This window comes from Arthrobacter gandavensis, from assembly GCF_015355785.1.
GTDB lineage: Bacteria > Actinomycetota > Actinomycetes > Actinomycetales > Micrococcaceae > Arthrobacter_B > Arthrobacter_B gandavensis_A.
Window position 1 is genome coordinate 480,994 of the sequence record NZ_JADKYW010000005.1, and the last position, 12,793, is coordinate 493,786.

At 64.9% G+C, this 12,793-nt stretch carries 15 protein-coding genes and 1 tRNA gene; 6 read left to right on the top strand and 10 right to left on the bottom strand.

The genetic code is table 11. The annotated features are described in order from the left end of the window. Positions 1-10: 10 nt before the first annotated feature. Positions 11-463, top strand: coding sequence for a YbaK/EbsC family protein (locus ITX31_RS07285; protein ID WP_323745607.1), 453 nt, complete (start codon positions 11-13; stop codon positions 461-463). A gap of 80 nt (positions 464-543) precedes the next feature. Here the strand turns inward: ITX31_RS07285 and rplL are convergent, their stop codons facing one another. The 8 genes from rplL to ITX31_RS07325 form a co-directional block, all read right to left on the bottom strand. Further along, positions 544-921, bottom strand: coding sequence for a 50S ribosomal protein L7/L12 (gene rplL / locus ITX31_RS07290; RefSeq protein WP_091602597.1), 378 nt, complete (start codon positions 919-921; stop codon positions 544-546). 61 nt (positions 922-982) lie between these two features. Beyond that, positions 983-1,549 (bottom strand): 50S ribosomal protein L10, encoded by a 567-nt coding sequence (rplJ, locus tag ITX31_RS07295; protein WP_091602593.1) that lies wholly within the window; start codon positions 1,547-1,549, stop codon positions 983-985. Between the two features lie 272 nt (positions 1,550-1,821). Beyond that, positions 1,822-2,904: a GNAT family N-acetyltransferase gene (locus ITX31_RS07300; protein WP_194782777.1), complete on the bottom strand. Its 1,083-nt coding sequence runs from the start codon at positions 2,902-2,904 to the stop codon at positions 1,822-1,824. 124 nt (positions 2,905-3,028) lie between these two features. After that, a complete protein-coding gene (gene rplA, locus ITX31_RS07305) occupies positions 3,029-3,736 on the bottom strand; it encodes a 50S ribosomal protein L1 (protein ID WP_194782778.1) in 708 nt (235 codons plus the stop codon). A 135-nt stretch (positions 3,737-3,871) separates the two neighbouring features. Further along, the gene (gene rplK / locus ITX31_RS07310) at positions 3,872-4,303 is read right to left on the bottom strand and encodes a 50S ribosomal protein L11 (protein ID WP_091602584.1); all 432 of its coding nucleotides are present in this window, start codon (positions 4,301-4,303) and stop codon (positions 3,872-3,874) included. 126 nt (positions 4,304-4,429) lie between these two features. Beyond that, entirely contained in the window at positions 4,430-5,221 is a 792-nt protein-coding gene (gene nusG / locus ITX31_RS07315; protein WP_194782779.1) for a transcription termination/antitermination protein NusG, read from the bottom strand. A 99-nt stretch (positions 5,222-5,320) separates the two neighbouring features. Beyond that, positions 5,321-5,590, bottom strand: a complete 270-nt coding sequence (gene secE, locus ITX31_RS07320; protein WP_194782780.1) for a preprotein translocase subunit SecE — start codon at positions 5,588-5,590, stop codon at positions 5,321-5,323. A 102-nt stretch (positions 5,591-5,692) separates the two neighbouring features. Then, positions 5,693-5,765, bottom strand: a tRNA-Trp gene (locus ITX31_RS07325). 381 nt (positions 5,766-6,146) lie between these two features. Between ITX31_RS07325 and ITX31_RS07330 the strand changes: the two genes are divergently transcribed. Continuing rightward, the gene (locus ITX31_RS07330) at positions 6,147-7,370 is read left to right on the top strand and encodes a pyridoxal phosphate-dependent aminotransferase (protein WP_194782781.1); all 1,224 of its coding nucleotides are present in this window, start codon (positions 6,147-6,149) and stop codon (positions 7,368-7,370) included. Here the strand turns inward: ITX31_RS07330 and ITX31_RS07335 are convergent. Both ITX31_RS07335 and ITX31_RS07340 read right to left on the bottom strand, forming a co-directional pair. Next, positions 7,367-8,026 (bottom strand): LuxR C-terminal-related transcriptional regulator, encoded by a 660-nt coding sequence (locus ITX31_RS07335; RefSeq protein ID WP_194782782.1) that lies wholly within the window; start codon positions 8,024-8,026, stop codon positions 7,367-7,369. The genes ITX31_RS07330 and ITX31_RS07335 overlap by 4 nt on opposite strands. Next, on the bottom strand, positions 8,023-9,291 hold the full coding sequence (locus ITX31_RS07340; protein WP_194782783.1) for an ATP-binding protein: 1,269 nt from the start codon (positions 9,289-9,291) through the stop codon (positions 8,023-8,025). The genes ITX31_RS07335 and ITX31_RS07340 overlap by 4 nt, the downstream gene beginning before the upstream one ends. 134 nt (positions 9,292-9,425) lie before the next feature. Here ITX31_RS07340 and ITX31_RS07345 point away from each other — a divergent pair, with 134 nt between their 5' ends. The 4 genes from ITX31_RS07345 to ITX31_RS07360 all read left to right on the top strand — a co-directional run bounded on the left by ITX31_RS07345 (position 9,426) and on the right by ITX31_RS07360 (position 12,734). After that, positions 9,426-10,931 (top strand): PspC domain-containing protein, encoded by a 1,506-nt coding sequence (locus ITX31_RS07345; protein WP_194782784.1) that lies wholly within the window; start codon positions 9,426-9,428, stop codon positions 10,929-10,931. Next, positions 10,928-11,221: a hypothetical protein gene (locus ITX31_RS15800; RefSeq protein WP_228529096.1), complete on the top strand. Its 294-nt coding sequence runs from the start codon at positions 10,928-10,930 to the stop codon at positions 11,219-11,221. The genes ITX31_RS07345 and ITX31_RS15800 overlap by 4 nt, the downstream gene beginning before the upstream one ends. A gap of 91 nt (positions 11,222-11,312) precedes the next feature. Continuing rightward, positions 11,313-11,552 (top strand): PspC domain-containing protein, encoded by a 240-nt coding sequence (locus ITX31_RS07355; RefSeq protein WP_194782785.1) that lies wholly within the window; start codon positions 11,313-11,315, stop codon positions 11,550-11,552. A 153-nt stretch (positions 11,553-11,705) separates the two neighbouring features. Then, complete coding sequence (locus ITX31_RS07360) at positions 11,706-12,734, top strand: 6-phosphofructokinase (RefSeq protein ID WP_194782786.1); 1,029 nt, start codon at positions 11,706-11,708, stop codon at positions 12,732-12,734. The last annotated feature ends 59 nt before the right edge of the window (positions 12,735-12,793 follow it).

The following is a 12,793-nucleotide window of genomic DNA, read 5'->3' on the forward strand; positions in this document are numbered from 1 at the left end:
CCGAAACCGGGTGCTTGCAGCCGCAGGCCGCCTTGGGCTCGACGTAGAGGTAATCGACAGGCCCGCTGCTGCCAGCCTGGCAAGCGCAGCAGAGCTGCTCGGCATTACTCCGGCGGATATCGTGAAATCGCTCGTAGTCCGGCGCAAAGCAGGCGAGTACCTGTTCGTCCTGGTACCCGGGGATGCCCAGATTTCCTGGCCCAAGCTCCGCGCGGCCGCGGGCGCCAACAAGCTGGTGCTTCCGCCGGCCGATGAAGCCTTCGAGGCCACCGGCTACGCGCGCGGCACCATCACGCCGCTGGGCAGCACAAGGGCGTGGCCGGTCTTTGCCGCACCGGACATCCAGGGCCGGCGCGTCTCCATGGGTGCCGGTGAGCATGGAGCCAGCCTTTTCGTGGACGGGGATGCGCTGCTGGCAGCCCTTCACGCGACGGTCGCGGATGTCACCGAACCGCTCCCCTGACTCCCCGGGCATGCGAAAACCCCCGCTTCACACCGAAGCGGGGGTTTTCGCTGTCCTGCGGCAGTGCCGCAGAAGCAGTACTACTTGAGGGTAACCGTGGCGCCGGCAGCCTCGAGGGCTTCCTTGGCCTTGTCAGCGGTTTCCTTGTTGGCGCCTTCGAGGATGGCCTTCGGAGCACCGTCAACCAGGTCCTTGGCTTCCTTCAGGCCCAGGGAAGTCAGCGCGCGGACTTCCTTGATCACTGCGATCTTCTTGTCGCCGGCAGCTTCGAGGATAACGTCGAATTCGCTCTTCTCTTCAGCAGCTTCAGCAGCGCCGCCGCCAGCCGGGCCGGCAACTGCAACAGCAGCAGCGGTGACGTCGAAGGTCTCTTCGAAGAGCTTCACGAAGTCGGAGAGCTCGATGATGGACAGTTCCTTGAAAGCTTCAATGAGCTCTTCGTTGGTGAGCTTCGCCATGATGTGGCGTCCTTCCTATAAGTGGTGCGCTAACGCACCGGGAGTTGAGGGTGAAGAGTTATTACTCTTCGGTGGCTGCTTCGGCGGCCGGTGCTTCTTCTGCGGCAGCCGGGGCTTCCTCCGCAGCGGGAGCAGCAGCGCCGCCTTCTTCTTCGAGCTTGATGCGCAGGGCATCGACCGAGCGGGCCAGCATGGACATCGGGGCCTTGAGGACACCGGCGACGCGTGCAAGCTGGAACTCGCGGGACTCGAGCGCAGCCAGGGCAGCAACACCGGAGGCGTCAAGGGCGTTGCCCTCGAAGATACCGGTCTTGATGATCAGCTGCGGGTTGGTCTTTGCAAAATCCGTCAGGCTCTTCGCAGCGGCAACTGCGTCACCCTTGATGAAGGCGATTGCAGTGGGGCCGGAGAGCTGACCATCGAACGCGTCGATGCCGGCTTCCTTGGCTGCAATGCCCGTCAGGGTGTTCTTGACGACCGAGTACTTGGTGTCCTGGCCGAGCGAACGGCGCAGCTCCTTGAGCTGCGCAACGGTGAGCCCGCGGTATTCGGTTAGGACAGCGGCGGTTGAATCCTTGAAATCGTTGGTGATTTCTTCAACTGCTGACACCTTGGTTGGCGTTGCCATAACCCTCCTTCCGGGGAAAATAATGCCGGTGGATCGGGTCCCAAACGCAAGAAACGCCCCGGGCAGATGCACGGGGCGGCACTCAACGGAATCTCTTCCGGAGTTCACTTCGTTCACCTGCGCAGGCCGCCCTTGGAAGGGACTTTCGGATGGTTCTCCAACCGGGTTCCACACACGGAAACTGAAGGTTCAGCTTGGCTGTGGGATTGAAGGCACATCGACCGACGGTCTTTGGTAGTTCAAGAATACGGGAGATCCGGGCCGTGACCAAATCACCGGACCTGCTGCCGCTTCTGCCACTGCCCCGCCCAGCCTGCGGGGCGGAAACCGAGAGCCTCATTGATCGCCAGCATGTGCCGGTTCTCTTCCGCATTCCAGGTGTAAACCCGCTTCACCCCGGGGTACCGGGATGCGAGCCGCTCCAGGTTGGCTGCCTTGAGCAGCATTCCCAGCCCGTGCCCGCGGTGTTCGCGCAGCACCAGGGTGTCATCCTGCATGGCTGCGCCCGGGCGTCCCCGGTTCACCTCCAGTATGGTGTGGCCGGCGAGCCGGCCGGAGGCTGCATCCCTTACGGCACAGCACAGCACCTCGTACCCTGCTGCGGCACGGATGTCCTCGCTCAGCCGCACCCGGGCGGCGTCCCAGTCTTCCTCTTCCCAATCCATATTCCCCATTGGCACATCCGTGCTCATCCGGCGGCGCAGCAGGGCGTAGTCTTCCAGCACATCCGCCGGAGCATGGCCGGACCAGGACACCAGTTCGTAGCGGCCCTGCACCTGTTCCAGCGACCGTTCCAGCACCGGACCCGGTTGAGCGCCGTCCATCTCCAGCACGGAGATTCGCTCCGACTGCTCCAGCGTGAATCCAGCCGCAGCGGTGAAACGGGCCGCGCGGTCCGCCGGCACCTCTCCCGCTCCGGTAGCAGGAACGAATACCCGGCCACCCCCTGGGACGCGGCGGTGTTCAGTTTCTCCTTCCAGGACGGTCCGTCCCTGTTCCGCGGCGTGCGCCTCCGCTGCGGCCAGGAGGGCACGCCCCAGTCCCTGCCCTTCGGCATGAGGGTCGACGAGGACGTCCACCCAGGCCAGATGGGTGTTGTCTGCCAGTGGCAGGGTCAGAACGCAGGCGCCTGCGGGTTCCGGTCCTTCCGGGGCAAGGATCACCCGGACGCCGTCCATCCGGGGCTGCATCACAGCCAGCTGCGAGGCCGCGGACTGTTCAAAGTCCGAGTTCCCCCACAGCCTGGCGGAACGCTCATTTGTCAGGCGGACGACGGCGAGGAACGCGGCTGTCCCCTCCCCGCCAAGGGCGTCGGGAACCGGGAAAACCCGCACGGGGCCAAACGGAGAATCCATGGCTTAATCCTGGGGCCCGGCTGCAGTGCCTGTCACGCGGACGCGCCCGGGACATGAAAAAGCGGCCGCAGCAATATGCTGCGGCCGCTTTTGCCTGCTGCCGGCCGGAACCGGAGCGGGAAGGCTACGCTTCGGCGAGGACCTTCGTAACGTTCGGGTCAACGGCAATGCCGGGGCCGAACGTGGTGGTAACGGTGGCCTTCTGGATGTAGCGGCCCTTAGCAGCGGACGGCTTCAGGCGAAGTACTTCTTCCAGGGCAGCGGCGTAGTTCTCGGCCAGCTTCTGGGCGTCGAAGGACGTCTTGCCAATGATGAAGTGCAGGTTGGAGTGCTTGTCGACGCGGAAGTCGATCTTGCCGCCCTTGATATCGGAGACAGCCTTCGCGACGTTCGGGGTGACGGTGCCGGTCTTCGGGTTCGGCATGAGGTTACGCGGGCCGAGCACGCGGCCCAGGCGGCCGACCTTGCCCATCAGGTCCGGGGTAGCCACTGCGGCGTCGAAGTCGGTCCAGCCTGCGGCGACCTTTTCAATCATGTCGTCGGAACCAACGAAGTCGGCGCCTGCAGCGATAGCTGCTTCAGCCTTCTCGCCGGTGGCGAAGACGAGGACGCGGGCGGTCTTGCCGGTGCCGTTGGGCAGGTTGACCGTACCGCGGATCATCTGATCAGCCTTGCGGGGGTCAACGCCCAGACGGAAAGCAACCTCAACGGTGGCGTCCGTCTTGGACGGGTTGGTTTCCTTGGCCAGTGCTACGGCTTCAGCCGGCGCGTACAGCTTGTCCGCGTCGATCTTTGCCACAGCGGCTTCATATGCTTTGCTGCGCTTTGCCATCTGCTTTTTCTCCTTGTGCAGTTGTGGTCTGTCGGACCGCGCTCGGCCCTGCCACGTGCCGGGACGCCCGATGCGGGCGATTCGGCTGAATGAATTGTGTTGTGCCCGGCCGTTCGGCCGTGCGGTGAGGCGTTATTAGCCTTCGACGGTGATGCCCATGGAGCGGGCGGTGCCGGCGATGATCTTTGCGGCGGCCTGAACGTCGTTGGCGTTCAGGTCTTCCATCTTCTGGGTGGCGATCTCTTCGACCTGGGCCTGGGTCAGCTTCGCAACCTTGACAGTGTGCGGCGTGCCGGAGCCCTTGGCAACGCCCGCAGCCTTCTTGATCAGTTCAGCTGCCGGAGGCGTCTTGGTGATGAAGGTGAAGGAGCGGTCTTCGTAGACCGTGATCTCGACCGGAATGACGTTTCCGCGCTGGGATTCCGTCGCAGCGTTGTACGCCTTGCAGAATTCCATGATGTTGACACCGTGCTGGCCAAGGGCAGGACCGATCGGAGGAGCCGGGTTGGCGGCACCTGCATTGATCTGCAGCTTGATAAGGCCGGTGACCTTTTTCTTGGGGGCCATGAAAGGGTCCTTCTCTGAAATAAGTTCCCGAAGGACAGGAGCGTCCGTCCGGGTTGGTGGCCGCCGTGGCGCGGCGGCCGTACGCTGCCGTGCAGGATAAAGCGGTCCTGTACGCAGCGAAGTCTGTTACTGGATCTTAGTGACCTGTCCAAAGGAGAGCGTGACCGGAGTTTCGCGCTCGAAGATGGTCACCAGGACAACCAGCTGCTGGGATTCGGGCTTGATCTCGGAGATCGTGGCCGGAAGGGTCTCGAACGGACCCTCGTTGACGGTCACCGACTCGCCAACTTCGAAGTCCACGGCGATGGCGGCCTGGGCTGCCTTGGCCGGAGCTCCGGAGGCAGTTGTCTTCGGGGACACCACGGTGTGCTCAAGCATGGAGAACACTTCGTCCAGGCTCAGCGGAACCGGGTTGTGGGCGTTGCCCACGAATCCGGTGACACCGGGAGTGTGGCGGACGACGCCCCAGGAAGCATCCGTTAGTTCCATGCGCACCAGCACGTAACCGGGAATGCGCACACGGTTCACGATCTTGCGGGTGGTGTTTTTGATCTCGACGACTTCCTCCATTGGAACCTCGATCTGGAAGATGTTCTCTTCCATGTCGAGGGTCTGGATGCGGGTCTCGAGGTTTGCCTTCACACGGTTCTCGTAGCCGGCGTAGGAGTGGATGACGTACCAGTCACCCTCCTGGCGGCGCAGCTTGGCCTTGAAGGCGGCAACGGGGTCTTCTTCGGGCGCAGCGGGGGATTCCTCGCCGGCTTCTGCCTCTTCGGAGGGAGCCTCTTCAGCATTCTCCGCGTCTTCTGCCGATGCGTCACCGGCATCCGCCGCAGCGGCTGCTTCGGTCACCTGATCCTCGGTATCCAGATCAGCGGTTTCGTCATTGATCTGTGATTCGAGTTCTTGCTCGGACACGTGGATTCCTGCTTTCTTCGTTCAGCTCTATTGGTCTGTCACTAGCTCAGTTCTTCGAACGGACCTTCCCCGCACTGCTGGCTGCAGGGAATTCGACGGCTAGCTTTCGCCGCCGCCCGAACCGAAGATCCACAGTGCGCCAGCACCAAAGACAAAGTCCAGAAGGGACACGATGATAATCATGACCACCACGAAGGCGAGAACTACGATGGTGAACCGGACCAGCTCCTTGCGGGTGGGGGTTACAACCTTCTTCAGTTCCGCAATAACCTGGCGCAGGAACAGGGCAATGGCGCCGAAGAAGCCCCGCTTCTTCGGAGGCTTGCCGGAGGGGTGTCCCTTGGAGCTGCTGGCAGCTGTCTCGGTCACCTTTCGCCTCACTCATCTGTTCGGTTCACGGGGCCGCAGCCTCAGGCCGGGCACCGCTGCTTCATGAAGGACTGCTTTAGACGGCGAAACCGACGTCATGCGCAGGGCAGACAGGACTCGAACCTGCAACCTGCGGTTTTGGAGACCGCTGCGCTACCAATTGCGCCACTACCCTTCGGGAGAGTTCCACTTTACCGGCACCACCCGCACATAACCTAACCGGTCCGCGGGCATGCTCCAGCATCAAGAGAACAACACCGAGGAACAAGTCTACGCAATCTTTGCTCCTGAGTCGAACCGGACCTCCGCACGGCCTGTACCCTCCGTGCGGACAGCGCCCGCAGCCCGGCACCGCAGGATGAATTCCGGGTACCGCGCCCGGCCCCTGAACTGTAAAAGACTGCAATGTCCTTCCGGCGCGCCTAAGCTTGGCTTGCAGAGGGCAACGCCGCACCCCTGCCCGGACGGACCTACGGTTCCCGGGAGAAGCCGCAGGCCACACGCACGTAAGAACTCAATACAGCACGCATCCAGTACCAAACCAGACGGGAACGCCATGCCTTCCAACGGCCGAATCTCAGAGCGCATCGCCTCCATCGCGGAGTCCGCCACCCTTGCAGTCGACGCGAAGGCCAAGGCCCTGAAGGCTGCCGGCCGCCCGGTCATCAGCTTCGGTGCCGGCGAGCCCGACTTCCCTACCCCCGGGTACATCGTCGAGGCGGCCGTCGCCGCCGCACAGGACCCCCGCTTCCACCGCTACTCCCCCGCGTCCGGCCTCCCGGAGCTGAAGAAGGCGATCGCGGAGAAGACGCTGCGCGATTCTGGCTATTCGGTGGATCCGTCCCAGGTCTTGGTGACCAACGGCGGCAAGCAGGCCGTGTACGAGGCATTCGCGACGCTGCTCAACCCCGGCGACGAAGTCCTGGTCCCCACTCCGTTCTGGACTACCTACCCGGAGGCAATCCGCCTTGCCGGAGGCGTTCCGGTGGAGATCTTCGCGGGTCCGGAACAGGATTACCGGGTCACCGTCTCCCAGCTTGACGCAGCCCTGACTGAACGGACCAAGGTGCTGCTCTTCGTTTCCCCGTCCAACCCGACCGGTGCGGTGTACCCGTCCGAGGACGTTGCGGAGATTGGTATGTGGGCCGCGGACCACGGGCTGTTCGTAGTCACCGATGAGATCTACGAGCACCTCACCTACGGCGGTGTACCCTTCACATCCATTGCCACCCGGAGCCCTGAACTGGGCGACAAGGTGGTCATCCTCAACGGCGTCGCCAAGACCTACGCAATGACGGGATGGCGCGTGGGATGGATGATCGCAGCGCCTGACGTCATCAAGGCTGCGACCAACCTGCAGTCCCACCTGTCGTCCAACGTCTCCAACATCTCGCAGATGGCCGCATTGGCCGCCGTCTCCGGTCCTCTCACCGCAGTGGATGAGATGAAGGTTGCCTTCGACCGGCGCCGGCGCGCCATGGTTGAGGCACTGAACTCGATCGACGGCGTCGTCTGCCCGATGCCCGAGGGTGCCTTCTATGCCTACCCGGATGTGCGGGGACTGCTGGGCCGCGAATTCCCCACCGCTGCAGGCCCGGTCCGGCCGCAGACGTCCGCGGAGCTTGCCGCGCTGATCCTGGACGCGGTGGAAGTTGCCGTGGTTCCGGGCGAAGCGTTCGGCCCCTCCGGGTACCTGCGCCTCTCCTACGCCCTGGGTGATGAGGATCTGGCCACCGGCATGGACCGGCTGAAGGATTTCCTGGGCAAGGCCAAGGCCTAGAGCAGTCTGCGGGCTGCAGCCCAGCGGGTCAGTTCATGCCTGGATGAGAGCTGCAGCTTCCGCAGGACCGCCGAGACGTGCGTTTCAACGGTCTTGACCGAAATGAACAGTTCCTTGGCTACTTCCTTGTAGCTGTAGCCGCGGGCGATCAGCCGCATGACCTCGCGTTCGCGGACCGAGAGACGGTCCAGTTCGTCATCCACGCTGACGGTCGTGGACGCTCCAAACGCATCCAGGACGAATCCGGCGAGACGGGGAGAGAAAACGGCGTCGCCGCCGGCCACCCGGACAACGGCGTCGGAAATCTCCGCCCCGGAAATGGTCTTGGTGACGTAACCCCGTGCCCCGGCGCGGATTACGGTGACCACGTCCTCGGCGGCGTCGGAAACACTCAATGCCAGGAACCGCGTGGCGGCCAGGAGGTCCGCGCATCCCGCGAGAACTTCCGCTCCTCCTCCCCCGGAACCGCCGGGGAGGTGGACGTCCAGGAGGACTACCTGCGGATTGGCGCCGCGGATAGCCGCGACTGCGCTTTCAACGGTGGCTGCCTCCGCTACGACGTTGATCCGCTCGTCGAGGTCTGCCTTAAGCCCGGACCGAAAAATGGCGTGGTCGTCCACCACCACTACGTCAATGGGTTCTGCCGCAATGCTCACGTGCTCTCCGCTTCCTTCTGCTGCCCTGCGTCCGTACCTGCCAGGGGCAATGCCAAATGTATCTCCGTGCCGTTCGGGCTGGTTCGTATCCGCGCGTTGCCGCCGTGGCGCTGCATGCGGCCGATAATTGATTCCCGCAGGCCCAGCCGGTCCTGCGGGATCGAATCCGGATCAAAGCCCGAACCGCGGTCACGCACGAACACCTCCGCGGTTTCGGGGCTGCACTCGAGATAGAGGGAGATCTGGCCGCCCGCGTGCTGGGCCGCGTTGAACAGCGCTGCCCGTGCCGCCTGCACCAGCGCGGAACTCTGGACCGTGAGCTCCGCGGTTCCGACGGCGACGAAGTCCACCGGATGCCCGTAGGCGTCTTCGACCTCGGCAGCGACGCCCTTCAGCGCGTCCGCCAGCGTCCCCGTGCCATTCTCGGGGTCCGCGTAAAGCCATTGGCGCAGTTCACGTTCCTGGGCACGGGCCAGTTTGATGACTTCCGACTCAGAGCCCGCGCGGTTCTGGATCATGGCCAGCGTCTGCAGCACCGAGTCATGGAGGTGGGCGGCGATCTCCGCCCGTTCGGTCTGCCGGATGCGTCCGGCGCGTTCAGCCTGGAACGCACGCCACCAGCGGACCGCCCAGGGTGCAAGCACCAGCGCGATGCCTGCCAGGACCGCCAGCGAAGCCAGCGAAGCTGCCAGCAGCACGTCCCATGTGATGGATCCGGAGACAACCAGCAGGAAGCCGGCAATGACCAGGACCAGCCCGGCAACGAGCCTCAGCAGTCCCATCTTCCGGTCCGCACCGGCACCGGCAACGAGTCCGGCTTTCCGGCTGGCGTCCAGCTGGGACCATGCCAGGACGGCTCCGGCGGCGATCACGGCGAACGGGAAGATCATCTGGAGGTTGATCTGCGCCCCGAGTGCCTGTGCCACCACTGTGGCTGCCACCCCCAGCAGGGCGAGTCCAATCAGGATCTCGCGGCTGCCAATCACGCCGGCAGCGCCCGTCCGGGACTGCTGGCCCTGCTGCAGGTACCGGGCAAAGTTCTCGGCCACGCTGCGCGGATTCCGGTCCCCCGCCGCGGCCTGTTCCTCGGCGGTGGGCACCATGATCCACAGCCAGCCATATAGGACGACGCCGGCACCTGCCACCAGCGAGAGCACCACCATGAAAATGCGGGCAGTCCCCACGGTCAGGCCGAGGTGGACTGCCAACCCGGAACAGACACCGGCAACCACCTTCTCGGGGGCGCGGAGCAGGGGAGGTCTCATGCTTCAATCCAAGCACGGCAACGGCGGAGAACCGGCACATATTTTCTTTCCAGTTCCCGGTTCAGGGGTACGTTCAGGGGCCGCTCAGGGGAAACCCGGATGTGGCGGGGGCCCGAAGTTGGAAGACTGGAAGCATGAACCCGCACTCAACTGACCCCGGAACCCCCGGCGGGGAACACACCCCGCAGGCACCGCCGGCCATGCCCGGCACACCGCCGCACGGCGCGGCTCCCGAGAACTCATTTTTTGCCTGGATCCGCCAGCTGGGCATCCGCCGCTCCGCTGACCGGTGGATCGGCGGCGTAGCCGGAGGGATCGCCCGGCGCACCGGACTGGACCCTGTCCTGGTCCGCGGCCTCGTGATCGTGCTGTCGATCTTCGGCATCGGGGTCGTCCTGTATGGCGTCGCCTGGGCCCTGCTGCCCGAGCCGGACGGCCGGATCCACCTGGAAGAGGCTGTCCGCGGCACCTGGACCGCCGGCATGACCGGAGCCCTGGTCTTTACCGTCCTGGGCCTGAGCGGCCCCGGCATTTCCTTCTGGGCCAATGACGGGTGGCTTGGCTCCGTGTTCTGGGGCCTGTTCTGGGTAGCGGCGGTAGTGCTGGGCATCTACTGGCTCACCACACGCAACAACGGCAAGGGGACGGGCGCCGGGAGCCCTCCGGCAGGCCCGCCCGCCGACGCTGCGCAGGGGAATCCCCCCGCGAACCAGCCGCACATGCAGGGCTTCTCCTCAGCCGGCTCATCTGCGCGGATGACCAACGTCCCGCCGGACGAATCGTCCCAAGCCGCCGGAGCCGGCCCTGCAGGTCCGCGGCCGGCGGGCTATCCCGGCCCGGAGGCACCGACGATGCCCCTCTCCTTCGGCGCCCACGCTGCGCCTGCAGCCGGGCAGGAAACCGGGCCATCCGCCCCCTCGAACCCTGACTTTGGCGGTTACTATGCGCAGTTCCCGCCGCCCGGCAAGGAACCCAAGACGGTCAGCTACCACCCCCCGGCGTCGTGGATCGCCCTGATCTGCGGATTTGCCCTGCTGGCCGCAGGAGTGCTGCTCGCGCTGGACTACAGCGGCATCTATGTAACCGGCTCGCCGGTTACCGTAGCCGTGGCTGCAGCCGGAGTCGTCTTGGGCCTGGGCATCGTTGGGCTGGGCGCGGCAGGAAGGTCCTCCGGACTGGCCGGCGGACTCGGCGTCCTGACCCTGGTTGCCGCCCTCCTGTTCAACGGCAGCTTCGCCTACCGCAACCTCGTGGTGGCAAACCAGTCCAACTGGAGTGCCAGCCAGTCCGGAACGGCATCCGAAGGCTACAGCGTCGCCGCTGCGGACGGGAACCTGGACCTGCGCGGCCTGGCTGGTGAACTCGGCGATGGAGACATCACCGTTCCGGTGAGCGTGGCAGCCGGAGACCTCAGCATCCTGGTGCCCGCCGACGTACCCGTCTCGGTCTACTCCGAAATGGCCCTCGGCAACGTGGAACTCGAACACGACGGCAGGTACAGCTCTGCAGGCGGCCTGTGGGTCGGTCCGCAGGAGCGGCAGCTGAACCCCGGGGCACGGGGCAACCGCATCATCATCGAAATCAAAGGTGTCGCCAGCAACGTCCTGGTGACCACGGACGAAAGCAGCCTGGACCGATGAGCGAATCCACCAACGAACCGCGCAGTTACGACGCCGATCCGGCGGCGTTTGGGGCACCTTCGGACGACGGGTATGTCCCGGAAACCGAACCCGGGCACCGGCCGCTGCGCGTAGGAACAATCGTCTGGGGACTGGTCCTGGCGGCGGCTGGGGCCCTGGTCCTCACCGTCCAGCTCACCGGCATCCGGCTGGACACCGGGATGGTCCTGCTGGGCCTGCTCATCGGCGCCGGAGCGGCCCTGGTCATTGGCGGACTGCTGGCCGTGCTGGGAAAGAACCGCTCCGCCTAAGGCTTCCTGCCGGGTTCCGCCCCTGGCGGAACCCGGCAGGCAAAGAGTGTACGAATCCACAAACCATACAGAAGTAGGAAAGAATCAACCGATGGACAAGTTTTTCGACGTATTGCGTTCCTCCCCCATTAAGCGGGCCCGCGGCGGCTGGCTGGCCGGCATCTGCGCCGGCATCGCCCAGAAATTCGGCTGGGACGTGTCCCTGGTCCGCATTGTGGTCCTGTTGAGCTTCCTGCTGCCGTTCATCGGCATCGGCACGTACCTGGTGGCCTGGCTCCTGCTGCCCACCACTGAGGGCAAAATCCTGCTCGAGAAGTTTATTCAGCGCTGATTCCCGCCGGCCCCGGCTCACCCTAGTGGGCGCCGCGGCGGGAAATCCGCGTCATGCCGCGCCCGGACGGAGCGCCGGGCACCGTGCGCCGGGCCGGGCGTGGCTAGAATCGTAGGAGGCCGCCGCCCACCTACCAGATCCAGGGGTCACGTAATGAAGATCGGCATCCTTACCAGCGGGGGCGACTGCCCCGGACTCAACGCGGTGATCCGCGGAGCGGTACTCAACGGGATCAAGACCCACAACGTTGAGTTCGTCGGCTTTCTCGATGGATGGCGCGGTGTGGTCGACGGCGACATCATCGATCTGCCCCGTACCCGGGTGCGCGGCATCTCCAAGCAGGGCGGAACCATTCTGGGCACCTCCCGCACCAATCCCTTCGAAGGCCCCAACGGCGGACCCGAGAACATCCGCAGGACGCTCGAACGGCTCGGTATCGACGCCGTGATCGCCATCGGCGGCGAAGGTACCCTCGCTGCGGCCCAGCGCCTTACCGACGCCGGGCTGAAGATCGTGGGCGTACCCAAGACCGTGGACAATGACCTGGATGCCACCGACTTCACCTTCGGGTTCGATACTGCAGTCCAGATCGCCACCGAAGCGATCGATCGCCTGCGCACCACCGGCGAGTCCCACCACCGCTGCATGGTGGCCGAAGTCATGGGCCGCCACGTGGGCTGGATCGCACTGCACTCCGGCATGGCCTCCGGTGCGCACGCCATCCTGATTCCCGAAAAACCCGTGAGCCTGGACCAGATTGCCCAGTGGGTCACCGAGGCCCGGGACCGCGGCCGCGCGCCCCTGGTGGTTGTGGCGGAGGGCTTCGTCACCACCGACATGGAAGCTCCGCACTCCGAGCGCGGGCTGGACTCCTTCGGCCGCCCGCGGCTCGGCGGAATCGGCGAGCTGCTGGCCCCGGAAATCGAGGCGCGCACCGGAATCGAAACCCGTGCCACCGTCCTGGGCCACATCCAGCGCGGCGGGGTCCCCACCGCCTTCGACCGCGTCCTGGCCACGCGGCTGGGCATGGCTGCCGTAGATTCGGTCATGGACAAGCTGTGGGGAACCATGGTGTCCCTTCATGGAACCGACATTGTCCGGGTGGGGTTCGAGAAAGCCCTGGACAACCTCAAGACCGTTCCTGAGCACCGCTACAACGAGGCAGCCATTCTTTTTGGTTAGGCGCCCTATCAGTTTGGTATCCGAACCTTGCGCCGTAGTGCGTACACCCGTGTAGCTTG